Origin of the sequence: Acinetobacter sp. S40 (genome assembly GCF_016624705.1) — a bacterium.
In the GTDB taxonomy this organism is placed as follows: Bacteria; Pseudomonadota; Gammaproteobacteria; order Pseudomonadales; family Moraxellaceae; genus Acinetobacter.
Genome location: NZ_JACVTU010000008.1, coordinates 87,506 through 113,768 on the forward strand (window position 1 = coordinate 87,506; position 26,263 = coordinate 113,768).

At 37.3% G+C, this 26,263-nt stretch carries 21 protein-coding genes and 2 pseudogenes; 19 read left to right on the forward strand and 4 right to left on the reverse strand.

All coding sequences use genetic code 11. The features are described 5' to 3' along the window. Positions 1-66: 66 nt before the first annotated feature. From IAE19_RS11165 to IAE19_RS11175, 3 genes are all read left to right on the forward strand, one after another. Positions 67-531, forward strand: a complete 465-nt coding sequence (locus IAE19_RS11165) for a hypothetical protein (protein ID WP_200461001.1) — start codon at positions 67-69, stop codon at positions 529-531. A 178-nt stretch (positions 532-709) separates the two neighbouring features. Next, a complete protein-coding gene (gene apbC / locus IAE19_RS11170; protein WP_200461002.1) occupies positions 710-1,936 on the forward strand; it encodes an iron-sulfur cluster carrier protein ApbC in 1,227 nt (408 codons plus the stop codon). Positions 1,937-2,022: 86 nt separating this feature from the next. After that, positions 2,023-2,925: a 5'-methylthioadenosine/S-adenosylhomocysteine nucleosidase gene (locus IAE19_RS11175; RefSeq protein ID WP_413784492.1), complete on the forward strand. Its 903-nt coding sequence runs from the start codon at positions 2,023-2,025 to the stop codon at positions 2,923-2,925. Between the two features lie 3 nt (positions 2,926-2,928). Here IAE19_RS11175 and IAE19_RS11180 read toward each other — a convergent pair whose 3' ends face one another. After that, complete coding sequence (locus IAE19_RS11180) at positions 2,929-3,510, reverse strand: DUF2062 domain-containing protein (RefSeq protein WP_200461004.1); 582 nt, start codon at positions 3,508-3,510, stop codon at positions 2,929-2,931. A 457-nt stretch (positions 3,511-3,967) separates the two neighbouring features. Here IAE19_RS11180 and IAE19_RS11185 point away from each other — a divergent pair, with 457 nt between their 5' ends. The 11 genes from IAE19_RS11185 to IAE19_RS11235 all read left to right on the forward strand — a co-directional run bounded on the left by IAE19_RS11185 (position 3,968) and on the right by IAE19_RS11235 (position 19,145). Continuing rightward, on the forward strand, positions 3,968-4,561 hold the full coding sequence (locus IAE19_RS11185) for a LysE family translocator (protein ID WP_200461005.1): 594 nt from the start codon (positions 3,968-3,970) through the stop codon (positions 4,559-4,561). 101 nt (positions 4,562-4,662) lie between these two features. Continuing rightward, a complete protein-coding gene (gene dcd, locus IAE19_RS11190; RefSeq protein WP_200461006.1) occupies positions 4,663-5,232 on the forward strand; it encodes a dCTP deaminase in 570 nt (189 codons plus the stop codon). A gap of 262 nt (positions 5,233-5,494) precedes the next feature. Continuing rightward, the gene (locus IAE19_RS11195) at positions 5,495-7,048 is read left to right on the forward strand and encodes a hypothetical protein (protein ID WP_200461007.1); all 1,554 of its coding nucleotides are present in this window, start codon (positions 5,495-5,497) and stop codon (positions 7,046-7,048) included. Positions 7,049-7,853: 805 nt separating this feature from the next. Next, entirely contained in the window at positions 7,854-9,242 is a 1,389-nt protein-coding gene (locus tag IAE19_RS11200) for a hypothetical protein (RefSeq protein WP_200461008.1), read from the forward strand. Positions 9,243-9,455: 213 nt separating this feature from the next. Then, the gene (locus tag IAE19_RS11205) at positions 9,456-10,757 is read left to right on the forward strand and encodes a hypothetical protein (protein WP_200461009.1); all 1,302 of its coding nucleotides are present in this window, start codon (positions 9,456-9,458) and stop codon (positions 10,755-10,757) included. Positions 10,758-11,015: 258 nt separating this feature from the next. After that, positions 11,016-12,431 carry a hypothetical protein gene (locus IAE19_RS11210; RefSeq protein WP_200461010.1) on the forward strand — a complete coding sequence of 472 codons (1,416 nt, stop codon included), beginning with the start codon at positions 11,016-11,018 and terminating at the stop codon, positions 12,429-12,431. A gap of 11 nt (positions 12,432-12,442) precedes the next feature. Then, positions 12,443-13,087 (forward strand): hypothetical protein, encoded by a 645-nt coding sequence (locus IAE19_RS11215; protein ID WP_200461011.1) that lies wholly within the window; start codon positions 12,443-12,445, stop codon positions 13,085-13,087. Between the two features lie 28 nt (positions 13,088-13,115). After that, on the forward strand, positions 13,116-15,485 hold the full coding sequence (locus IAE19_RS11220; protein ID WP_200461012.1) for a DUF6160 family protein: 2,370 nt from the start codon (positions 13,116-13,118) through the stop codon (positions 15,483-15,485). A gap of 10 nt (positions 15,486-15,495) precedes the next feature. Further along, a complete protein-coding gene (locus IAE19_RS11225) occupies positions 15,496-16,833 on the forward strand; it encodes a hypothetical protein (RefSeq protein WP_200461013.1) in 1,338 nt (445 codons plus the stop codon). A gap of 95 nt (positions 16,834-16,928) precedes the next feature. Beyond that, complete coding sequence (locus IAE19_RS11230) at positions 16,929-17,855, forward strand: DUF6160 family protein (protein ID WP_200461014.1); 927 nt, start codon at positions 16,929-16,931, stop codon at positions 17,853-17,855. Positions 17,856-18,158: 303 nt separating this feature from the next. After that, the gene (locus IAE19_RS11235; RefSeq protein ID WP_200461015.1) at positions 18,159-19,145 is read left to right on the forward strand and encodes an AraC family transcriptional regulator; all 987 of its coding nucleotides are present in this window, start codon (positions 18,159-18,161) and stop codon (positions 19,143-19,145) included. Positions 19,146-19,469: 324 nt separating this feature from the next. Here the strand turns inward: IAE19_RS11235 and antC are convergent, their stop codons facing one another. The 3 genes from antC to antA are packed head-to-tail and all read right to left on the reverse strand — an operon-like array spanning position 19,470 to position 22,431. Beyond that, the gene (gene antC, locus IAE19_RS11240) at positions 19,470-20,507 is read right to left on the reverse strand and encodes an anthranilate 1,2-dioxygenase electron transfer component AntC (RefSeq protein WP_200461016.1); all 1,038 of its coding nucleotides are present in this window, start codon (positions 20,505-20,507) and stop codon (positions 19,470-19,472) included. Between the two features lie 11 nt (positions 20,508-20,518). Further along, complete coding sequence (gene antB / locus IAE19_RS11245) at positions 20,519-21,010, reverse strand: anthranilate 1,2-dioxygenase small subunit (RefSeq protein WP_200461017.1); 492 nt, start codon at positions 21,008-21,010, stop codon at positions 20,519-20,521. A gap of 2 nt (positions 21,011-21,012) precedes the next feature. After that, positions 21,013-22,431 carry an anthranilate 1,2-dioxygenase large subunit gene (gene antA / locus IAE19_RS11250; protein WP_200461018.1) on the reverse strand — a complete coding sequence of 473 codons (1,419 nt, stop codon included), beginning with the start codon at positions 22,429-22,431 and terminating at the stop codon, positions 21,013-21,015. 649 nt (positions 22,432-23,080) lie between these two features. On the opposite strand from antA, the pseudogene IAE19_RS11255 reads away from it, so the two are divergent. The 5 genes and pseudogenes from IAE19_RS11255 to IAE19_RS11270 form a co-directional block, all read left to right on the forward strand. Further along, a pseudogene (locus IAE19_RS11255) lies at positions 23,081-23,545 on the forward strand (POTRA domain-containing protein); the annotation flags it as partial. Continuing rightward, positions 23,539-24,765 (forward strand): annotated as a pseudogene (locus tag IAE19_RS16830) (VENN motif pre-toxin domain-containing protein); the annotation flags it as partial. The pseudogenes IAE19_RS11255 and IAE19_RS16830, both read left to right, overlap by 7 nt. Then, on the forward strand, positions 24,748-25,416 hold the full coding sequence (locus tag IAE19_RS16835) for a DUF6973 domain-containing protein (RefSeq protein ID WP_413784519.1): 669 nt from the start codon (positions 24,748-24,750) through the stop codon (positions 25,414-25,416). The pseudogene IAE19_RS16830 and the gene IAE19_RS16835, both read left to right, overlap by 18 nt. Next, on the forward strand, positions 25,413-25,826 hold the full coding sequence (locus tag IAE19_RS11265; protein WP_200461021.1) for a hypothetical protein: 414 nt from the start codon (positions 25,413-25,415) through the stop codon (positions 25,824-25,826). Before IAE19_RS16835 ends, IAE19_RS11265 begins: the two co-directional genes overlap by 4 nt. A gap of 241 nt (positions 25,827-26,067) precedes the next feature. Next, the gene (locus IAE19_RS11270; protein ID WP_200461022.1) at positions 26,068-26,226 is read left to right on the forward strand and encodes a hypothetical protein; all 159 of its coding nucleotides are present in this window, start codon (positions 26,068-26,070) and stop codon (positions 26,224-26,226) included. Positions 26,227-26,263 lie beyond the last annotated feature (37 nt).

Sequence of the window (26,263 nt, forward strand, 5' to 3'; positions counted from 1 at the left end):
AATCACATTGAACCGTGCAACTGAGCATGTTCCTAAAATTTTAAAATCAACAATGAGGGCGAAATAATGACAACTGAAAATAAACTCGATGATTTAAAAGCCAAAGCAAGTGAGCTTGGTGATGAAGCTAAATACAAAGCGCAAGAAGCGAAAATCGAAGGTGAAAAAGCGTTGGACAATCTTAAGCATAAAGCCGAAGAAGCTAAACTGAAAGGCGAAAAAGCGTTGGATGACTTAAAAAATGATGCATCTGAACACTATGCTGAAAATAAAGCCTCCACCGATGAAAAGATTGATCAGGCTAAAAACAAATGGGATGAGACCAAACAGGATGCTCAGGAAAAATATGATCAGTTTAAAACGGAAGCTAGTCATAAACTAGATGAAGCTAAATTGAAAGCGAATGAACTTAAACATGATGCTGCGGAAAAGTTTGATGAATTAAAAGCTCAGGCTAGCTACAAATTTGATGAGCTTAAAAAAAGTGCAACTGATGTGCTTCACAAAATTAAGGGCGACGATAAAACCTAATGTTCGTCTATCTCCCACATGACGAAATTGTCTTAAATAACTGCTCATATTGATATGGGCAGTTTGTTTATAAAATATTTATTCAAACCATATCAGTAAAATCAAGTACGCGCCTATAAAATAATACTGCTAAACTATCAGTCGTTCAGTTTAAAATTCCATATATGGAGTAAAATATATGTCGTGGCTTTCTTCATTAAAATCAGCTTTTTCACCTGCGCAAGAGGTAAAAGAAGAAGAAATCCAGACCATTTTACAGCACTACCAGCTTCCACAATCTGAATACTTTCTTAAAGATCGAATTACGCAGGTCAATGTTGAAGGTCGTATATTACAGTTAACGATTAATACCTATCCGCAAGAAGCTGATCATCTACAACAAATCCATGATGATCTTGCGGCTGCATTATACAAATGTGGAATCGAAGAACTGAATTTACATGTTATCCAGCAAAAATCAGCGAAGTTGGGACAGGATCAATCACACAATACTCATAACTTCGCCCCAGCTACACACTTACCTCCAGTTGTTGATGCTTCTGCCCAAATCACAAATGATCCGAATAATCCACCTATTCAAAAAGCTGCACCTAAACAGCGTGATGTCGCTGCGCATCCGCGTATTAAGAATGTGATTGTCGTATCGTCTGGTAAGGGTGGGGTAGGAAAATCAACGACAACAGTAAATCTTGCATTAGCTTTACAGCAACGAGGGCTTAAAGTTGGGGTTTTGGATGCCGATATTTATGGGCCTAGCATTCCAACTATGTTGGGCAATGCTGGCAAAACTCCTATGATTGAAAATGAACATTTTGTTCCGTTAGATGCTTATGGTATGGCGGTACTTTCAATTGGCCATCTTACAGGTGACCATAATACACCTGTGGCATGGCGTGGGCCAAAAGCGACTGGGGCATTGATGCAATTGTTCAACCAAACCTTATGGCCAGATCTGGATGTATTGGTTATTGATATGCCACCGGGTACTGGCGATATTCAACTCACACTGGCACAACGTATTCCTGTGACGGGTGCAGTGATTGTCACTACACCACAAAATGTTGCACTTATGGATGCAACCAAGGGTATCGAATTGTTTAACCGAGTGAATATTCCTGTTTTGGGCGTAATTGAAAATATGTCGACCCATATTTGTTCAAATTGTGGTTATGAAGAACAAATCTTTGGGGTAGGGGGGGGGGATAAACTGTCTGCTCAATATCACATTCCTCTATTGGGTCGATTACCTTTAAATGTGCAAATTCGTGAAAATGCAGATATTGGTAAACCGAGTGTCATTGCAATGGATGATACGGCTGAGAGTTATATCAAAATCGCAGATGCAGTGTGGCAGCAGCTACAAAAACAACCCCAACGTCAGCGTGATGATAAACGAATTTTTTAAGCACCCTTATTCAAAAGCCTGAAAACATAAGATTTCAGGCTTTATTTTAGATATAAATACAACACATTTTTAAGATATAGCATGGTATGAGAATTGCTAAATATTTATCGAATAAAAATATTTCGGAAAAATCCTTTAAAAATGCGCCCTGCTGCGATTTTATATGTTTTCCTCTCACCAAGCTGTGTAAGAAAGGATATTCGGTTATGAATCATCATAAACTAGAACAACAATTAGCACCGATTATTATTCAGGGAGCCTTACCCGTCGAATCCGAACGTATGGCATCCAAACTAAATAATGTTTTGATTGAAACCATCGGTGGTTGGACGTTTTGGCGAGGAAGTTATCAAGGTTATCCTATGATTATTTCTAAAACACGGATGGGCATGAGCAACTCTGCTGCTGCAACGGCGATTGCCATAGAACGTTATCATCCAATTGCGATCATTAATCAGGGAACATCGGGGGGACATGATCCTAAATTAAATGTTTACGACATTGTTTTAGGCAAATATTCCATCAATATCGGCGCATTTAAAACGCCATCGAAACTTGTTGGAAAGGGATCAAGCACACTTGACTGGATTGAAGCATTTGACGTATTGCCTGAAGATGAAACGGATCCAGAACCCATTGCCATTCGTAGGTTTGAGGCAGATCCTAAATTAATGGCAGCGGCTCATCGTATTCAACATTTTTACACCAAAGGTAAAGTGGTTGAAGGAACGATTGGTTCAGCTGATGTCTGGAATAGTGAACTCGATCGTATCCATTTTTTTTATAATCACTATGGAACGTCTGTTGAAGAAATGGAAGCTGCATCAGTGGCACAAATTGCCAGTCAATTTAAAGTTCCATTTATGAGTATTCGAGTGGTATCCAATCATATGGTCAATCAAGGAGGATACGATGTAGGGACCGGAGAAGCGTGTCAGGATTTTGTACTACAGGTCGCCGAAGAATATATGAAAAGCCAATATCAATAAAAATTAAGATGTGGTCTTGTGATGGGTAATCGATAAAGATTTAACGTGATTTGTCTTACGTTTTTTCCAATGACGGTAGACACTTAAACGCCAAAAAATTTCAGTGAGAAGATATAAAAGCACAGCGACAACAAAAGCTTCTATAACTAACCCGGACATTAAAATTTTGGCAAGACTCAGATCAATATGACCATGCCCAAAGTGTTTGACCCAATTACAAATCTGGTGTAATACGCCCAACATCATTTCTTTATTGATCATGTGTACATGAAAAATTTGTGAGCCAATCCAAAAACCAATATACAAAATCGGGACAAGAGTAAAAGGATTACTTAGCCAGGCCAGTGCCAAGCCTAAAGGTAAATTTACTTCAAAATATAAAATAGCGGCTACAATAAAAATGCTATGAAATGGAATAGGCAGTAATCCAAAAAATGTTCCAATAAAGACTGCTTTAGCAATGGATTTGCGATTGACATACCAAAGCACAGGATTTAAGGTTTTTTGACCAAAAATCCGCATAAATTTCAGGCTGGAGACTTTCTGTGGAGAAGGAAGCCAGGATTGAAAAAATTGCTTTGCCATAGACTGATGTTCGGAGAATGTTGCCTGTGTATATCTTATAAATCAATGAACTAGATTGATTATAAGTTTCTAATACAGACATAGTGAGAGTGAAAACTTAGCCAAAGCTTAAAACAAGATTTAAGTATGGGTTAAAAAGAAAACACTAAAGACTGATGGTTATAAATTACGCCTTAACCTGTCCGAAGTCAATTCCCTATATATGTTAGGCCTTTGTGCCAAAATTCAAGATTAAAAAATAAGCGTATTGCTATCATGTACTTAGACTGTTTTACATTAAAAGTTAATCGAAAGGATTTCTCATAAAATATTGACTCCGCAGTCTAATCAATTAATTACGTGATTTTATAATCTTTTTAAAAATTTCTGATTATTTTTTCAAAGGCTTATTCAAGTTTATTTTGCTTCTTTCAACAGTTTGGATTAGTCTGGCGAAATTACATGGTGAGGTCATTTTATGATTTCATGGATTTTTGTCGGCCTTGTGGCTGCACTGCTTCTCACTCCCGGCCCAACTAATACTTTATTGGCATCATCTGGTATACAGATGGGCGTGCGTCGTTCAATTAAACTTATTCCAGCTGAAGCCATTGGTTATATTATTGCAATCAGCACGTGGGGGATGATGATTGATCATGTCGCCAAAACATTTGCACTTTTGCCCACGATCTTAAAACTTTTAAGCGCATTTTATATCTTGTATCTTGCGATTAAATTATGGCGCACTGCTGATATCGAATTAAATTTAAATCAGCCTACAATTCGTCCCCGCGAGTTATTCTGCGCAACTTTATTGAATCCTAAAGCTTTGTTATTTGCTTCGGCTATTTTTCCAGCCAGTGCATGGATAAATATGCAAACGTATTTAGTTCATATTTTGGCTTTTTTAGCTATGATTTTACCGATTGCAGTATTCTGGATTTTTATTGGTTCTTTGCTTGCATCTAATAAAATTTATTGGCTTAATGCCCGTAACTTACAGCGTACGGCGTCTTTGGTTCTCGTTAGCTTTTCTATTCCACTAAGTTATTCTGCAATTTTAAAGTTTTAAATTTGCTGTCAATACGTTGTTCATTTCATCGAATGATTTTCATTAGAGTTGAATTACGTTAAAGTAGCCGACAGTAAAATCTTAAGTATTGGGATAAACAAATGGCAATTAAGTCTGATCGCTGGATTCGCGAGATGAGCGAAAAACACGGCATGATTGAACCGTATGCTGAAAATCAGGTTCGTTTTAATAAACAAGGCGAAAAACTGATCTCCTATGGCGTGTCAAGCTATGGGTACGACGTGCGTTGCGCTCCTGAGTTTAAAGTTTTTACCAACGTTCATTCTGCCATTGTTGATCCAAAAAACTTTGATGAAAAGAGTTTTATCGATATTGAGTCAGATGTTTGCATCATTCCTCCGAATTCTTTTGCGTTGGCGCGTACTGTTGAGTATTTCCGCATTCCTCGCAATGTATTAACCATTTGTTTAGGTAAATCGACTTACGCACGTTGCGGAATCATTGTAAACGTAACTCCACTAGAACCTGAGTGGGAAGGTCATGTAACTCTTGAATTTTCTAATACCACCAATTTACCTGCACGTATTTATGCAGGAGAAGGTGTAGCGCAAATGCTATTTTTTGAAAGTGATGAAGTCTGTGAAACGTCATATAAAGATCGTGGTGGCAAATATCAGGGGCAAGTGGGCGTGACGCTGCCAAAAGCTTAAATCAAAACTTTGTGTAAAAACGGCTTAATTTAAGCCGTTTTTTTATTTTCAATAAGCAACATTTTTATTAGTCCAGTTGCATAACTTTCGTAACAAACCGATGAATGATGGATTTTTTTAGGTTTTTATGTTGTAAAATAGTTAAAAATATTTGTGTTTTAATGTGTAGAGATATTTATTGTCATTGAGATACACATACTATTTTTTGAATAAGTAAATAAAAACAAATTGTTATATTGTTTTAAAGGATATGGATATCGGTATGACAAAATTTATATCTCTACTGCTTGCTGTATGTGCAACTGCTAGTGTTGGTAGTTTACATGCAGCTAGTGGTCTGATCACAATGTCTGATTCAGAACTTGCAGCTACAGAAGGTCAGGCTTTAATGAGCTTATCTTATATTGCTCCAAATGATAGTACGAATCTGGAGAAAATAAGAGACAGTAGTAGCAATATTGGTTTCTATAGATTGGGAATGGAAGCAAAAGTTGAGCTAAATGCAAATATTGCTAATCTACAATTAGGTTGTGGCGGCGCAAATGGTGCCAATACTTGTGATATCGACATCAAAAACGTTTCACTTAGTGGTTTAAATGATGGCACCGTAGCAAGTGGCACTCAATTGGGTAGCCCTACTTTTACAAATCCCCGTGCATCAACGAGTGCACAAATTACAAATCCTTTTTTTGAATTTGCTATAAAAAATCCACAAACTGCTTCCACGCGTCAAATGGTTGGTTTCCGTTTGAGTGCTGAAGCTATAGAGGGCTTATTAAGTCTTGGATTGGATAATAACAATTCGTTGTCTTCTACGGATGGTATTCAAAGTTTGAGTGGTTATTTACAGTTAGCTGCGTTAAAAGGGGAAGTGTCAACACAAGCGTCAACTTTTGGTGCAGCGGGTAGTGATGGGTGTGCGGCAAAAGTGGGAGGGGCAAATGGAACATGTCAAGCAATTGCAGGTAAGTTGGACTTAGGGGTCTTTGGTTCACGTGATTTTGTTAGTTATACATCTGCTCATACTAGTGATACGCAAGGTATTTCGGTACCCAGCATGACAGTGCCATTTACTAAAAATACGACTTCAGTTATTACAGGCAATCGTATGACAGCAGCGATAGTTAATAATATTAATGTCGCTATCTCTAGTATTCCCTTAGATTGTGCACGTTCAGATCGAGCAAGTGCTGCCGCTTGTGGTAATGTCGCAACAAGTAGTTATGTAAATCAATTAGGCGTGGATTTGATTGATTATGCAGCTTATTCAGCAGGACAAAGTGTATCTCCTAATGGTGACAGTTCGAGCTGTGTGAGAATTATTATATGCTTCGTGTCTACTGCGAAATTTAAGATGGCTTCGGGCTCTAGTTTAAATGGCTTAAATTTAAACGTAACTTTTGCTGAAGCATTAAATATGTTTCATAATATTCCACTTAGAGGAACCGGAGGTTATTTAGCATTACAGAGTCAGGTCTTGCGTTGGCCTGGGGCAAATAGTGATGATATTGCACAAAAAGGGTGGTGGTTGTCTTTTAAAGATCCGATTGATTTAGGTTATTTGACCTCTACAAATAAAGCAGATATTTCGGCTGTATTACCGCAGGTTGCAGGTTTTGTAACTCAGGCGCTAATGACTGGATCTGATATTTCTGTTGATTTTGGTCAGGCTTTGGGAGCTGTTGCAAATAGCCCAATTGAAAAGAAACTCAATATTGATGTAAGTAGTCAAACTGCAAATCTTACTTTAAATAACTTACAATTAACCTCCCAATATATAAAAAGCAACTGCTATGGTAGTCTAAAATTTTGTTAGATTATTGCTCGAGATTTTAGCTAAGTGCTTGCTCTAAATGAGAATGTGTTATCAATATACAAGCTAAAGTATAAAAAAATGTTTTTTCTTTAGCTTGTCACATTTGAAAAAATCTTAAATGATAAATTAAGAAAAATTTTTGTGTATTTAAATTATATAACAATTATTTAGCTTATTATTTTAAATATTTTCTGTACTCATGCTGTCAGTGTTAGTACATTTAAAGAGATTTGATTTTATAAAATGATATAATCTTTTTATGTTTTATGGAATTAATTTCATGATTAAGTACTTAATACCAAAGATATTTTGATAATTTTATGTTTTTAAGAATTAAATACTTAACTAGAGTTGATTAATTTTATCGAAAAACTTGAGTTATTTGATTTAATAAATGAACAGTTGAAAAATTTTAGTGTATTTAAATTACAGTGTATTATTAATGTTACTGAGTGAAAGTGATAAAATAAAATTTTAGCGTATATAGGAGTAAATCTGATAGGTGGATACATAGTTTAAATATTGATTTTTATTAATTTAATTTCTTATAAAATTTCTATAAGTAATAATATTTCTAAAATAAATTAATGAGTAAAGCGATTCTAGTAGCATAAAATTCCATTCTTCTATTTATTTTGATTGTATTTGCTATCAGTAATTTTAGTATGTTTGATTAAATAGCAGCTCAACTTTATAAGTTGTTTGGTTGGTTATTTAAAAATAAAAGTATGATTACTTTTATAAAAACAAAAAGTAATGGATATAAAAGTTGATACTTTTATAAGGATGTAAGAGGAATTATAACATGCAGAATTACCAACTTCGGTTTTTTGTTTTGGGTATTTTAGTGTGGTTTGCTTTAAGTACTCAGGCAAAATCGGAAGTAACATTAGTTCCTATGGACGATAGTGAACTTGCTCAAATACAAGGGCAGGCATTAATGAATTTATCTTATATTGCTCCTACCGACCCGGCAAACCTAGAAAGAAAACGTGACCCCAATAGTAACATCGGCTTTTATAAACTTGGACTTGAAGCTGATCTGGAATTGAACGTTAATATTAAGAAACTTCAATTAGGGTGTGGGGGAGCAAATGGGGCAGGTAATTGTGACATTGATATTGATAATTTAAGTTTAAGTGGCTTGGGAAACTCTGCAACTTCTAATACAGATACAGCTATTGATCGTAACGCAAGAGCAGGATCTTCAGCGGTTTTAACTAATCCATTTATCCAATTTGCCATTAAAAACCCCAATACTGCTGCAACACGACAAGTTGTAGGAATTAATTTGAGTGCTGAAAAAGCGATAGGACTCATTACATTTGGTACAGAAAATACAGGGCAACCGAATGGTATTAATTCTTTAAGCGGTTACATGCAAGTTGCTCCTACAACAGGAACTGCTTTAGTAAACGGTTATGGAACTAGTCTTGTAAGTGGAGAAGAAGCAAGGGGACAACTTAAACAGTCCGATGGTTATAATGCAATTAGTGGTAATGCTTGCTGTCTTTTATTTGCAGGTAATTTACCGTTTAAAACCACAAGTTATAATTTAAATCTTAGAGATCAAGAGACAGGAAGTAATATTTTAAAAGGAGATTTGATTCTGAAACAGCAACCTATTACGGGTAAACGTATTAATACTGCTGTTCTACAGGCTTCAGCAGTTGTGCATAATATTGACTTATCCGGAAATATTGTTGCTCAGGTCGCAGGTCTATTAAATTTGAATAAGCAAGCAACTGGAACAATTAAAAATTTAACAGTTGATGCTACGATAAATGAAGGGCTGGGCTTTTTTCATAAGGCAAGTTTAAATGGAACAGCAGCTTCACTATCTTTACAATCTCAAGATATCCAATGGACTCAAGGGGTTTCTGTTGCTCAAAAAGGATGGTGGTTAGAGTTCTCTAATCCAATTGACATTGGAAAAATTGACCCGTCGCTTAAAGTTGATATTCCCCAATCTACATTAAATGAAGTTATGACTCAGGTAGGTGACTATTTAACGAACAAGCAACCCGTCGATTGTGGTGCGATACTGGCCATCAATTGTTTAGCTGGAAATACTATTCCTGTCGGTACGGTTGATTTAGAACATGCACCGCATGCGAGTATGACTTTAAATAATCTACAATTGGCTAAACAAGGCTTTACTCCCAATTGTTATGGAAATTTAAAATTCTGCTAATTTTGTAAAATCACGGGCTGTATTTAACGTTCATCGGTCTTCATTCTTTCTCCATCATATTTGTTTTTTTGTGAATCAATGTATCTAGTTTTTGTTTGGTCATTTAATCTTGAATTGATTGTTAAATGTACGGCTATGAGTCGAAAAAACTCATAGAGTACTATTCTTCTTCAAATGACAGGCAAGTCAAATGAGTTACAAGGAAATCTCAAGATGAAGAAAAATAAAAACCAGAGAGCAATCACGCTCTCTTTTCTGTCTTTCAGTCTACTTTCTTTTTTTTCATATACTCATGCCGCTATTGTTTCTTTAAATGATGGAGAAATGAGGAATATAGAAGGGCAAGGATTGATGACACTTTCCTATATTTCCCCAACAGATTCACAAAATCAGAATACAGGGAGTAATATTGGCTTTTATAAATTAGGGATGGAAGCTCAGGTTGATTTAAATGCGAATATCAAAAAATTACAATTAGGCTGTGGCGGCGTAAATGGTGCGGGTGCATGTGATATTGATATTGATTATCTAAGTCTAAGCGGAGTAGCCGATACAAGTACAGGCAGGGCAAGTTCATCCGCTACCATTACTAATCCGTTTATTCAATTTGCCATTAAGAATCCGAATTCAGCTTCTACACGTGAGGTGGCTGGATTTCGTTTAAGTGCTGAATCTATACAAGGATTACTTACTTTTGGCTTGGAAAATGGAGACGCTAAAAGTGGCATAAACTCCTTTAGTGGCTATATGGTTACAAAGGATACCACTGGTACTGTAAGCACAGGTGCTGTAAATTCAGGATTAACTCAAAGTAGTTTAAATCAGGCAATTACTGGTAAAATTAAAAGTTCAAGTGGTCTTATTACTGCTGATTTCACTTCTTCAAATTATAATCTAACTTTAAGCTCGGCCTCGGGTTCTCTTTCGCTTCCTTCTCAAGTTATAACGGGTAAACGCATTACAAGTGCAAATTTAACAGGTACTGCCGTTGTAAGTGGTATTCAGTTAGGTGGAACGGTCGATGCAGATGCGAAAGTCTATGGTTTTATACCTATTTCAATTTCAGGTACATTAAGCGGCACCGTAAATAATTTAGGTGTTAACGTAGCTGTAAGTGAAGATTTGGGATATTTTCATAAAGTAAATTTGAACGGAACTGCAGCATCATTATCCATGCAGAAGCAAAATTTAATTTGGCCTGATGCTAAATCCACCGCTCAGACAGGATGGTGGTTAGAGCTCTCAAACCCAATTGATATTGGGGATGTTACGCCTGCTAACACTGTCACTATTACTTCGGATGTAGTAAAACAGACATTAAGTCAAGTCAGCAATTATTTAACAAATAATCCAATTAACTGCGGAGTTCTTGCGACAAGTTGTTTGGCTGGTACCATTAATACAGGCGCAGTTAATTTATCAAACTCCTCTGCTGTATCAATGGGATTGACAAATTTGGTGCTTGCAAATCAGACTTTTACGCCTAACTGTTATGGTAGTTTAAAATTTTGTTAAGTCATTTTATTTAATTTTTCATATCTAAAAAAAGCCAATCATTTATAGCAAATGGTTGGCTTTTTAATATTTTCATTTGTCGGAAAAGTTTTTTTTTACATGTTTTTTTTTGCATTTGCGTAATTAATGCGCATAATAGAAATTGAGTAAAAGTTGGCAAAAGATGCCAATATTTTTCTCTTAAGCTTGGATTGCTTAAGTTAAAGGATTTTATAGAAAAAGAAATATGGTGCGGAGCATCGTATAAAAGGATGGTCAATGATGACGGCAATTACTTATACGGTAAATTTAAAGAAAACCGTTCTAGCAAGTGTAATAGGCTTATGTTTAAGCCAATCTTGTTTTGCGTTGCAAGAAATTTCTGATGAAAATCTAAGTCAAACTACAGGTGAAGGAATTGCCTTATTACCTACTGATTTTTCTTTCCAATTAAATGGTGCAACGAGTACTACCAGTACATCTATATCAAAAACGGATATTTCTGATAACAGTAATCCAGGCACCGGTTACTTGCATATTGTGCCTGTAGGTCCTTTGAGCTCCACCATACAGACTTATAACCAGACAGCAGCCAACAAGATAGGTAAAGCGGATATTTATCTATATGGTTTAGCATTATCCAAGAATGATAATAATGTAAATACGCGCTATAGCGGAACCAATATTTCAAGCTGGGGTACAGCGGCAAATCCATGGATTTTAAAAGTATTAACAGCATCCAATATTCCTAATTTTGCAGGAACAAATAAAAATGTAAGTTATCTTACTTATGAAGCACCTTTGTATGATAGTAGCGGTACGAGTGATGATTATAATCTCAAATTAGGTTTATGGGCGGACGCATTTGTTCGGGATCCAAGTAAAGTAGAAGGGAATGCCGCAGAATTTTGTCTAAATGGTTCTGCGGATTGTAAGACTAATAGCACAAATATGCGGGCGAATAGAATTCGTTTACAAGGTGTGTGGAATGGTTTAAGTGTCAATGGTAGTAATCTAAAATTATTCCAAACGCTCGATGGTTCTACAGTCACTAGTTATAATAATACGTTGGGTCTAGCTGCTTTATTAAGATTTAATACTTTAAGTTCCATAACTACAAGTGGCACTACACAAAAAAATACCACCAATGATAATGGTGTTTTACGACTCAGTACTCAAGAAACTACTGCAAGCCCAAATTTAAATAATTTATTAAATACCCCGGCAATAGATGGTGGTGTGGTTCCTATTTTTAACTCATTGGAAGGCCTATATTTATATAATGCACATATAAACTTGGCATTGGGGAGCTTATACCAACCTGTGATTTTAGGTGTGGCTGATGATGGGAAAAATATTGTCTTAGAAGTAACTCGTATACCCAATGTAGCGGCTGTCTATAATCAGATTTATACAGACTATAGCAATACCAGTAGCACGACCTATCTGGGGTCTACTTGTAGTCAATTTGAATGTGGAACTTCGGGTACAACAACCCGTAATCCAACTCACAGCAGTATTACAGTGGGAGATGTGGCATATAGCACCACCACAAAATCAATTACCGCTGATACCTCAGCAACAGCAAAAGGTATTACTTTTAAAGATGGTACTGGTACAGCGGTTAATTTGGGATCCGCTGCAATAGATGGTGTGCTTATTCAGCATATGAAAATTACGACCAAAGGTTTGTAAAGGGGTCAAACATGCAAAAAATTTTATTGAGTTTGGCATTTCTAATTTCATTACAGAGTCATGCTGCACTCGAACAATTGAATAACACCGAATTGCAAAAGATAGAAGGTCAAGCTGGTGCTGATCTTTCTTTAAAAGTTACTTTGAATCAAACATCAACCGGACAGTTTGATTCAACTCTGTGTTCAGATTTGAGATATTGTCGTTTAGCATTAAACTTTAATAACAGAGGAACGGAGGCCGCTGGAAATAGACAATGGCTTGTCTTCAAAGGTGTTCAGGGCACAATTAATATTCAAAAATTAGGGTTGGATGGTGTTGATTTACAATATAACAATAAAAGTGGAGTGGGGGTCGTAAAACCAGCAATCCAGCTGGGCGCAAAATATGACAGTCCTATACTCTTTCGTAATTTTGGCTTTGATACAATGTCCATTGAAACCGATAATGGTACAGGCGATGATAAAGCGGGTTATTTGGCAAATACATCTGGGGGAACTGCTAATGTAAACTCATATTCAAACGGTATATATACTGTTAGTGGATATGACAATGGAAGAGAGGTCGGTTTCACAGGAATGAAACTGACAGGAAACCTTGCATTGAACGGCAAAGTCATGATTTTTAGTTGTGATTCAACTCATCCACGTTGTTGAGTAAAAAATAAAAAAAGGGAGTTTGAAAATGACAGCTAAAATGGATAGACAAAAAAAATTTCTCTTGAAGGTTCTTACCTGTAGCATTTTATTTTCTATGCAAAATAGTTATGCCATGCAAGCAATGAATGATAGCGATATGCGAGCAGTTGATGGGCAGGATGGGATAGTAGCCGAAGTTGGTTATGGTTCAGTTGGATTTGATCAGATTTATTGGGATGATAAAACAGGAAGTTCTACAGCAGCCAGTACACAAGATAGCTTAAGAGCGAGTTTAACTGGCGTTAAAATAACGTCCGCAAACCCTTCCCAGCCTAATATCACGCTTAAAATGAATGCGGGAAGTTTATCAAATGGCAGTAAAACTGGGCTTGATTTGGACGTTGCTGCTAATTTGGGAACCGTGCAGGCAGACAAATTTACGCTGTGTAAGACATCCGATTCGATGACTACTTGTTCTAATGCGGCATCATTTGGAAAAGTAACTATACAAAACACTGCAAATACCCCATTAACCATGCATATAACCACTGCGGATGGACTATTTAGTAAAACAGGATTTTCTTCACTAGATTTAGGTATTAAAGGTCTAGATATTGGGTTAAGCCAAAAAGATGTAGGTACATCTTATAATGCACTCATTATGAATGATTTTAATTTTAATTTTGGCGCCAAAGGCTACATGTATGTTGACCCAACAGAAGGTCTGGTTTTAAGAACCAATCCTGTTTCAGGAAGTGGTGCAACCGACATTGGTTATGTTGATTTTAAAAGAGATGCAAATGGAAAATCTGGTTTAAATCTAGAATTTATGGTGCAACCGAATGTGGCAAGCAGTGGAACAACTCTCAATGCTAATTCTGCAAAAGGAGTAATACGTGCTGGTGCTAATGGTCGTATGATCAATGGTGTATTGCAGTTACGCGGTACTAAAGACACTGCATCGACTATTTTAGGTGTGACAAATGGTAACTCAATTGCTGGTGATACTGGTCTTGCATTTCGTCTAAATGGTGAATTCACAAGTGATCGTGATAATTTGTCAGGAGTGGAGGCAACGAGTTTGGAATTGGGCGGAGCGGGGAATCAAACCTACGGATTACGATTCGCCAACATTACTCCTTTGTTGACACGTAAAAATATGACAGGTACAGAAACGACTTCTGGAGTCGCGCTAAATAGTGATCATGCTGGTTTAAGCATGGATGGTATATATTTCAATCTAGTAAATGCTAACCAAATTACCCTGCCAACCAATACTGCGCTCACTTCAACTTATTTAGGGAACTCTGTAGATACCAATAGATTAGTGACCGCCGCAGATTATATTCAAACACTCTCGTCTAATAATACCCCTTATACGGTGTTGGCGATACGTGGTATGAATTTTTCAGCATTGTCTCGCCGTGGACAATTTATTTATACGGATGCAAATAGTGTCGTTAATAACGTTTCTGGAACAACACAGTGGGGCTTGGGTCTACCTATTTATAATTTAAATGCTAACTTTGCATTTAGTCCACGTTTAAGTAATGGAGCAACCAGTGGTGATTACTTGGTTGCTTATAATAATGGTGTTATTCAAAAAACAGCAGTCAGTGGTTCTGAACGCATTGGATTTAGTGGTTCTATTAGTACTCAAGGCGTAAGCACAGATGGCTCAAAAACAACGTCAATTATCTTAATTGATGGTGGAAAAAATGCCAACGATAATAATAACCCAACAGATTATTATGTTGGTTTGAGGAACATTGACATGCTACTCAATGGTACAGGTAGTATGGGCTTTGAGAATGGTAGAATTAATGTCAGTATGCCTAAACTGCTTATGGCAATGTCAGCTCAGTTAGCAGCAGGTTATTTACCAGGAGCGAAATATAAGACGTGTCCAACGAGTGGTGGATGCTATGCTTCTTCTGATAGTTTTACCAAAAATTATGATGTATTGGCTGCTATTAAGTTAAGGCTCGCAGGCCAAGCTAACTTTTCCATTATTCCTCTTTCTTTAGCTGCTTCAGACTACAATAGCGATGGCACTCCTAAAGAAGATAAAAATGCACTTAACTTTATCGGTCTATTGGAATTAGATAAAACTCAAAATAACTCAATTCAGCTTGTTGATCCTATCGATGGTTCAACGATGGGTTTGGATAATATTGTTGGCACAGTAGCGTTTGATAATAAAATAGTTGTGAATAGTAATAACGTTGGCTTTAATTTGGGTTTTAACTTTAATCCGAATAAAACTGCCGCTGAGGTTTTTCGTGTTAAGAATGTAGACTTCTATCCTTCAGTGAGCGGAACGGTAGGGAGTGCGCAGCGTTTAGGGGAGCTTGCAATTACAGGTGGACGTTTGACAAGCGAAATGAAAATCACGCCAAGGGATGGGACTTTTTAGGGAGAGTAAAATGAATAAAAAATTATTAGTACTATTGTTAATTTTAACCCCCTATACCCATGGAAATGAACTTACTGCTCTTTCCGATCATGAATTATCCAAAGAAGTTGGCCAAGGTTTATTAACCTTACAATATCAACAAGGGACGAATTTAACAGACAGTCTTGGTAATACCTACAATCAGAGCAATTTAGGCTTTTATAAATTAGGTATGGAAGCTATTGTTGAGTTAAATGCAAATATTAAAAAATTACAATTAGGCTGTGGGGGGGATAATGGTGCAGGGGCATGTGATTTGGATATTGATAATCTAGCATTAAGTGGATTGCCCAAAAACTCTGATGGTACAATTAATTATAATTACACATCCAATGATAGAACATCTTCTTCAGCTAAGATTACCAATCCTTTTATTCAATTTGCTATTAAAAATCCTGGTAGTGCTGCAACTCGGGAAGTTTTAGGCTTTCGTTTAAGCGCAGAGCAAATTGAAGGTCTTTTAACATTAGGAACAGAAAATTCATCTACACCAAATGGATTAAATAGATTCAGTGGATATATGAAGACAAAAGAAGCAAGTGGGGTTGCAACAACAGGAGCCCGCACCATGACTTATAATGATACGAATATGGCAATAAATGGTATAGTGCAAGGTCGATTATTAGGCAGTAGCTCAGGAACAACTTGTAAAGATGGTTTTTTGGACCCTTGTTATAATATATCGTATTCCTCTAAAGACTATAATCTAAATCTATCTTCAACAAATGCTCCATTTACAATAGGTTCTACTGTAGTTTCTGGAAATAGATTAACTACAGTTAATTTAAAAGGTAGTGGAACTGTTGAACGTATAGACTTTTCAGGAAACTTAGTTGCTACGGTAGCTGGATTTTTAAATCTGAATAAAAATGTTACCGGTAATATTACTGGTCTGAAAACAGATATTACAGTTAATCAAAACTTGGGATTAATACATGCATTATACCTACAAAATCCTGCTTCTTTATCCTTACAAAAGAGCGCTGTGCTTTGGCCTGGAGCTGCTGCTGCTTCACAAAAAGGATGGTGGTTGGCTATGGAAGATCAAGTTGAACTCGGAAGTCTTAGCCCTACAACTCAAGTAGCTATTACCAATGCGGTACTACAGCAAACGATTGCTGGTATTAATGCTGATTTAACTAATAATCCACGTAATTGTGGTAATCTTTTGACTGGTTGTGTTGGAGGATCTGATCTGGTAGTAGGTAATGTTCCTATGACTACAACACTAGACTTTCCTCTTACAAATCTAACCTTAACAGGTCAAAATTTTAAACCAAACTGTTATGGAAGTTTGAAGTTTTGTTGATCAGCCTTTAGTCGGATAAAAACTTACACACTACTTCAATTACTGTAGTATGTGTAAGAAGTAACCAAATTGTATTTGTCTTAAGGATTAGGACAATGAAAAAAAATAAAATACTGGGATGTATAAGTTTAATATGCTTTGCACCTATGATTATGGCTATGCAGCCAATGGATGACCAAAGTCTTTCAGCAACGACAGGACAGGACGGGATTAACATTGGTGTAGGCATGAGTAAAGTCCAGTTTAATCAGATTTCTCTGATTGATACCAATGGTATTGCCAATACATCTTATGGATCTCGGGCTGGAATGACCCTCGCGAGTACAACCAATACCCCAGTAACACTTAACTTTAGCGGCGCTAATAATTCTCCGACTTTTAATATCGTGGTAGATACAGATGCTGGTGCCAATAATAAAGCATTTGCAAATCTAGCTATTTCATTTGCCAATCAAATTACAGGTCTAACGCTTTCACCATTTTCAATTTATTTAGTGGGAACTAATTCAACTTCGAGTATAAGTAGCTCCAAATCTATATTTACTGGAACTAGTCTAAATAGTGATATCAAAGAGTTAATACGGGTTGGTAGTAGTGTTAATGTAAATTTTATTTCTGGTAATTCGCCAAAAATGAATATTCAGCTCGGCAATGCTCCGCAGGGGCATATGATCCAGTTTGGCGGCGCCATTGGCTCTATTTGTAGTGGGGGGTGTCCGATTACACTCATTTCAGATAATTCAGGTGCTGGTGCTTCTTTTACAGTGGCTTTAAAAGCAAATGATACAACCAATGGTTTCTTACTAAATAACTTTTATGCAGGTATAGAATCAGGTGGTTTTGTATTTGGAAACACGGGTACTTCAAGTAAATTGGATGCAAGTTTAAGTACGGTCACCTTAGGTACGACTGGGCAGAGTAGTTCTACTGTTTTTAATGGTATACAAAATGGCCCGATCGGTAATATCGGTGCAGTAGGGGCATCTGTTACTGATTTAAAAGTAAAAATCAGTGGTATGTAGCAGTTCGTTGATTTATTTTGTTATAAATTGAACGTATATTTATACCATTGAATAATAGCTAAAGAAATTTATAACGGCATTCTATCCCATAAAGTTTTTGAGCTGCTATTTAAGATGAATAGAAGATTTGGCTAAACTTGATTGAATCATTTCTGATACTCAGTTATCTTGGGATTTAGGATTTAAAGTATATTCATTGAATATAGTGGATGAGTGAAAATCAAAAGAATAAAAATTTAGGGTTATTATGGCAGACATTTTGCTTTATCAGGGATAGTACGTAAATTAGCTAGGTGAAAGGTTATGGGCCCACTCAGCCAAGAAATGGATTTAAGCCATCGCTCATGTGAAGCAGATTTTGCACAGAGTTTAATGTCAAATATTTGTGGCGAACATCGTCTGGATACCATATCTCGCGATACTCTCAATTTCCATTATGATGGGATGCGCTTACCGCATAAAAAATTGGCAATAGGTACAATTAGCTATGGTGCGAACGTTGCCATCAATATTTCTCATTTAAAGGCGTATAGTATTAGCCTGCCTATTCATGGACAGCAAACTTTAACCAAGGCCGGTGTTCATTACCTTTCAAATGAGAAAAGTGGATTGATCGTTTCCAACGCTGAATGGCAAGATCTGGTGATAGATAAAGACTGCAAAAAATTACAGGTTGTTATTCCAGAAAAAAGTTTACATGTAGTTTTAGCTGATTTGCTGAAACAACCGGTTGATAAGCCTGTTATTTTTAATCCAGAAATGCATCTTGATTCAGAACAGCTGATCGGGACGTGGTGGAGTAATATTCAAAATTTTTTACAGCTCAAGTCGCAGTATCATCATTTTTATGGTTTACAGATGTTATCTGAGGATTATGAAAATTTTATTATTAAGGCTTTACTTTTATCGCAGGAAAATAATTATTCTGCGGCTTTAAAGGCATTATCAGGTCAATATATTCCTGCGTATCTTAAGAAAGTTGAAGCTTTTATCGTAGAACATGCCTGTGAGGATCTGACTATAGAAGATCTATATGGGTTTGTGGGCATATCTAAATCAAAGTTGCATGATGAATTTCAACAGTTTTATGGCATGAGCCCGATGTCCTATTTGCGTAAATATCGTTTGCAACAGGTTTATAAAGTGTTAAATCGGGCCGTTGAAGATCAAAAAATTTCAATTTCAAAGCTTGCTTATGATTGGGGGTTTACACATTTAGGCCGTTTTTCGAGTGCGTATCGTGAAGAGTTTGGTGAAAGCCCAAGTGACACCAAGCGTCGAAAATTGTGATTAGAATAAAGGCAAGCTGTTACTGCCTTCTGATAGCTGAATATCCAGATTAAGTTCCTGAAATAAATCATTCACTACGTGCGCTAGAGTAACTCTGGATAGGTGCATGGACATGGCAAAACACTGTATTTTATTTCTTTCATAAGAAAGTCGTTTTGTTGATAGTTTATTTTCTAACTTTCTGCATATGCATCTCATTTCGATGTGGCAGGCTTTAATTTATACCTTTTAGTTGAGTTAAAGAGCTTGCCACATTCTTGGTTTGAAGTTTATTTTTAAAACGAAAGCTTTTTTTATCCTATATTATTTAATAGCAGTCTGTTTTTACGATGACACCTGTGCAGTATTGCTTTGTAAAAACTTTTCACTATAGATCCGATAGTTTTGTAATGCCTGTTGGTCTAACCAGTTTTTTACGGCTTCAATCATGGGAGGTGGACCGCACAAATACATATCAAAAGCGTGTTCAGCCAGTTGATGTTTATTCAGATGTTCAGGGATATAACCTGATTTACCTTGCCATTCAGCGCTACCTTTCGTCACAATCGGATGATAGTTAAAGTTTGTAATACGCTCGGCATATGCTTTTAACCGGGTTTGCTCGCAAAGGTCTGCTTCACTATTTACACCATAATAAAGATGGATGGGCGGAGCATCAGCCTGCTCAGCAATATTATCCAACATGCCTAAGAAGGCAGATAAGCCTGTACCACCTGCAACAAAAACCAATGGACGTTCAACTTCACGCAGATAGAAACTGCCTAATGGAGCCTCAATCACGATAGACTGCCCGACTTGACAACGATCGCGTAAATAATTGCTCATCACGCCATTTGGCAGTAAACGAATCAGAAATTGAAGCTGATTAAGGGTATTTGGGCGATTGGCAAATGAATATGAACGCCAGTCTAGGGTATCTGGAATACGAATTCGCGCATATTGTCCTGGTAGAAATTGCAACTGCTCTGTGTAAGCACTTGCATCCAAATGAAGAATTGCCGTAGTTTCAGAAACGAGCTCTATTTGAGTAACTTTGGTTTCTATTTTGAGTGTTTCTCCCGCATTGCAGATGTCCGAGTTGTGATCAAAATAAAAAGCAGCATTGGACTGAACTCGGGTTTGGCAAGCCAACATTTTACGTTCTGAAAGATCACGTTCGCTCAATGCATCCTCATCCACATAGTCTTGCTGATAAATGCCTGTTTCACATTTTCCCTGACAAGTTCCACAGACACCTTCACGACAGTCTAAAGGTAAATTAATACCTTGACGAACTGCTGCATCGAGTAGTAGTTCATCGTTATTGACTGAAATAAAAAAAGTTTTACCATCTGCAAAGTTTAAAGCAACCGAATGTCCCATCCTATTTCTCCTTAAACATGATAAAAGTCGAGAACAGAATCAATTTTGTCATTCAGCAACACACTATGTTGGCGACGAATACGGAAGTTATTCTCCGTTTTGCGTAGGATATAGGTCGCATGTCCATAAAAACGACCTTCTAAACCTTGACGGTTATACAGAGTTTGCCATGCAACTTTTGCTTCAATCAGTCCATCATCCATTTGTTTTACACGGATATTATTCATGGTGTGTAACGTTCGTGGCAAAGGCGTTGCAGAAGCGGCTTTACCGGTACGAATACGAAACACGCGATCTTCTAAACCTGCACGATCTGCATAGTAAATATAAGACAAGCCCTGATTGGGATCCTGTACGTAGTGATGATCATCAATCCATTGCGGAATATGGTATTCGCTGTCTTCATCATAAAGATCAAGATAAGCGTCCCAGTCATAAGCATCAGAAAGTTCAGCTTTCTTAATCAAAAATTGTGAAACTAAAAAATGAAGTTCTAAAGACATGATTACACTCCTTCAACCATGTTACTTTCAAATTCAAAGCTGATCTCTTGCATTTCTAGGGCTTTGTTATTGAGACCTTTAAGCAATAGACGCTGCCAGTGGCCATGCTGATTGACATATAAACCTTCATGAGTAAATTCGCGGCCTGTCATTACAGGTTGAATACCAAGATCCTCTGCATTTTTGCTCATACCATATTCCCAACGATGACATCCACGTGAAATATCACTCCAGCGTTCCAGACGTGCTTGAAACCCTTTTTGTTGTTCTCGGAATTCGACTAAATCGTCAGGTGTCCCCAAACCAGAGACATTAAAGAAATCTTCAAACTGGCGTATACGATTGCGTCGAGCTTCAGCAGATTCACCTTTCACGCCGATACATTGACTGATGACTTCAGTTTTATTCCACGCCACTGGACGGACAATACGTAACTGAGAACTAATTTGATCCATAAAAAACAAACTTGGGTACAAGTTTAGGTTACGTAAGCGATGCATTGCCCATTCCGCACGTTTTTCACCAAATTTTTCAATCAGGTAAGGCATAACGGTTGCATAGCCTGGACGTACTGTTGGATTTGGCATATCGCTGAATAAAACGCTATGACCATTTTTAAAGCTAAACCAACCATCATCAGTCGTTTGATCACCTGCGCCTAATTTACTGTAATCCAGTGTATCGAGTTCTTCACCTTTTTCGATGTTGACTTGTTGGCGGTGCTGAACTGTCGAAACATAGTTATAGTGGACGGTACTGACATGATAGCCATCTAAACCATTTTCGTTTTGTAATTTCCAGTTGCCTGCAAAGGTATAGGCCGATTTTCCTTGCAAAACTTCGAGTTCACCTGTTGGTGACTGTTCAACCATAAGATCTAGAAAAACTTTGGCATCTCCCAAAAAGTCTTCGAGGGAATCGGTTGCTTGAGTATCCAGACTGACGAATACGAAACCACGATAACTTGCAATACGTCCTTGTTTTAGGCCACGGCTGGATTTATCGAAATCTTCACAATATTCACTAGGTGCTTTGACTTTGACCAAACGGCCATCAGACTTATAGCACCATGCATGGAAAGGGCAGGTAAAGGTTGATTGATTGCCTTTTGAAACCCGAGTCAAGGTTGCACCTCGATGCTCGCAGGCATTGACCATCGCGTGTAATTCGCCTTTGGCATCACGGCTAATAATCAGAGGTTGTCGACCAATTTGAACCGTGACAAAATCATGAGGATTTGCAATTTCACTTTCGTGACAGGCATAAATCCAGACCTTTTCAAAGATGAGTTCCATTTCCAAGTCAAACAGTTCGGGTTGGGTAAACATGTCCCTTGCGATACGGTAAACACCCTCTTCTGGGCGAAAATCGATACATCCCTGAACAAAATTCTGCCATTCAATCATATTACGTGAGCCCATGATCCAATCCTTTTTCTGAACTAATACGTTAGATTGATTGAACCGCGAGCGTGATTTTATCTCTATCCGTTTTGTCCAGATCTTTATCCAGTTTGTCCATTTTTGAATTGAAAATATGATTCAGAAAAACAGCTGTAGATATTATAAACCAATAAGGGAGGAATAGGACGTGACTAAATATGGGTGATGACTAAGAAAGGCTGAACTTACATAGGGCGATTTATTGTTCAATTATTTAGGAAGTTAATGGATTTTAATACTTATTCTATTTTAAATATAATCGGATCACTTAAAGCTAAAATTCCTCCCCCTTTCTTCGTAATTAAAATCGTACTTCACGGGTTATCTATCCTCTAGATGAGCGGATTGAATCGTTCAATACCTGTTACATCGTTAAGATTAACTAAAGCTATAGCATCATTTTGCCTTACGAAAAAATAACTAATCATATGGGGGGACAGCTCGTAAAATTAATGCATGAAGTAATGATCACTTACCTAGCCACGAATCGTAAACGGTGAATTTCACCTCTAACTTTTACTTATAGACAGATCTGTATAAAATAATACTTAAATGATATTTACAAATAAATAAACTTTGTTATGATTATTTTTTGAAATTTAACATGTTTTAACCTAAGTTTACTAAAATGATATTTAATAAAAAGAATGTACTCTGTACGAGTTTATTGGCTTTTGTTCATCTACATGCCGCGGAACCATCAGATTTTCAACAGATACAAGCGGATCAGAGCATTCGCCAACAACAGCGCGATGAAGCTCTACAAAAACAAATCCAGCCTGAGGTCAATGTTCATCTTGATCAGCCTAAGATGAGTATTCCATCCCAACAACTCCAGTATTTAAGTTCACACAGTGAAAGCCCGTGTTTTGATATCAAAAAGATACTGCTTCAGGGGGAAGATGCAGGACACTTTTTATCTGCATTTAATGAAATTACTCAAGGCAAAAATAATATTATTGGTCGTTGTCTCGGGGTAAAGGGGCTGAATCAGGCACTAGATCTAGTCCAGAATAAAATTATTGCGGATGGTTATGTTACGACCCGTGTCTTGTTGCCCCCACAAAATATTGCTACAGGCAATATTCGTATAGCTCCAACACTGTGAACCAGCAAAGCGGCTTATTTGCAGGCGACGGTGGTTATCATGTCAAAGCAGATCATGTGGATTTACAAGGTGGTGCAATTAGCTCGACAGCAACTAAAGACAAAAATGACCTGACAGCGAATAGCCTAAGCTATAGCAACATCGACAATCAAAGTAACTACCAAACCACTAGCGTGAGCCTATCAGGTGGAACAAGCTTCAACAAAGACAAAGCAGGTAGCGACAACAACGCAACCAAAGCAGCCAATCCAACCTCGAATGAAAACTGGCGTAATGCAACCAGCTTTAGCCCAGGCTTGCCACAGCATGAAGAAAACAAGGACAGCAGCAGCACTTATGCCACCTTAAGTGAAGGCAATATCAGCATTGGAGGAAAAGCCACAACCGCAAAAGACTTGGGTATTCACAGTGATATTACGACAGCCAATCGACAAGTTGAAACCTTACCTAACCTGCAAGAGATTCTGGATAAACAAAAGACCGTTGCAAATGCGACATCCACGATTGCCGCAGCGACGAGAACCTATAGCCAGAATCAACAAGCGCAAGCCGTAGCAAACAAGCAAGTTGCAGAACAACAAGCGATTGCAGACTTACAGGCAAAAGGCGGAGAGGAATGGGAGAAATACCAAACTTCGAGCAATCCGAATGAAAAACAACAAATTCTAAAAAATACGTCACCGAGTTACCAAACTGCCTCAGAATTAGCCCAAGATTGGGGCATGGGAGGAGACAAGAGCCGCGCCTTAAATGCAGTCACAATGGCAGTGACAGGCGCATTAGGTGGGCAAACTGATTTACAGGTTGCAGCGAATACTTTAGCCCCTTATGCCGCCAATGTGATTGGAGAAAAATTTGGACATGGTGAGGATAAGAATACGACAACACAAATGGTGAGTCATGCCATCTTAGGTGCAGCACTGGCGTATGTGAATAATGGTAACCCTGCGGCAGGAGGAAGTGCGGCGGTTGCGAGTGAAGCAGCAGCCAACTATTTAGTTGAACGCTATAATGATGGCAAGACAGCGATTAACCCACAAACAGGACAGTTCGATCCAAACCTATTACCAGAAGATGCAAAGACCCAAATCCGAGATTTGACCGCAGCGATAGGCGCAGTGGTTGGAGGCACGGTAGGAGATTCAGCTTTTAATGCACAATTGGCTAGTGTGGTTGGGCAGAATGCGGTGGAGAATAATGAGTTATTATTACAAGCCAAATTTGCAATAAAGCATCCCCAAATTGCTTATCAGATAGGTTCAGTAGATCCAAACCCTGCAAGTATATTAAATCCAAACATATCTACTATCGCTTCAACCTATCAATTAAACTTATTAAACCCAGCAGAGCTATTCAAATTAGGATATACAAAAGATGAAGTTGTATTTGAAGGTAGTATGGGTAATGCCTTACGTCATACTCTATGGCAAGCAATGATTACCAAAGAGTTTGGTAAAAATATTGCTATTGAGGTTGGTAATGCGCATGAAAGTTACGAGGGAACAAATTACAATCAGAAATCGGGTTTAACTTTAAACAAAGCTGATGAGTTAATTGATCAATTAAATAATCAAATTGGACGGAATTTAAGTTCTACCTCATTAAGTAATTCTGATTTAGCAAAAAAAGTATTGGATACTTATGCTAGTGAAGGCTTATATCAAGCTATAAAAGATGAAAATGGAACATATAGTGTCCAGAAGGTTAAATTGAATAATCAATTATATGAGCTAGCTAAAAGTAAGTTAAATACTTTAGATCAAACAGGCGCTGGGATTGAGATACAAAATCAACGTGAAACACGTCAAAAGGTAAAAAGTAATAGTACTGCAATTTTTATGGGGATTAAACAATGAAAAAAGTTCTCCAAATTATTTTAATCATGATTGTTTTAACTATTATATATTACTTGTTTCTACAGAAAAGATTTGATAGTGACTTACTCATGAAAGATAACTCAACAATAATAAAGTTATCAAATTTGACTAATTTTAGCTGGGATTATGCTCTAATATCTCTTTCAAATGAAGATTTTGAGAAAATTACATTTTACAAAAATGGTGCTAAGTTATATAAGGATGGGTTTAAAGTGGATTATGAAGGTGAAGTTAAATCTCAGTATTTATTTGCAAAGGAGGGGGGGGCTAATTACTACAAATGCCAAAATTTTGCCTCAATAAAGCTAAAAAGGATAGAAAGATTTAAAGATCAAAATCGTATATTTTATATTTATGAACCTCTAGATTGTATTCCAGTATACAGATAGGACGAATCCGAATAAAAAACAGCAAATTGTAAAGAATAACTTATCGAGTTATCAAGCTGCATCTGATCTAGCACAAGACTGGGGCCTGGGAGGAGACAAGAGTCGTGCCTTAAATGCAGTCACAGGTGCATTAGGTGGACAAACTGACTTACAGGTTGCAGCCAATACCCTTGCACCATACGCAGCTCAACAGATTGGAGAAAAGTTTGGACATGGAGAAGATAAGAATACGGCAGCATAGATGGTGAGTTATGCCATCTTAGGTGCAGCATTGCCGTATGTGAATAATGGTGATCCCGCGGCAGGCGGTAGTGCAGTAGTTGCGAGTGAAGCAGCAGGCATTTACTTCACCAAAATACAAAAATTTGAATGGAATATTCCAACCGAGTCTATTGCTTGAAAATTTGAAAACACAGATACGGGATTTAACGACAGCG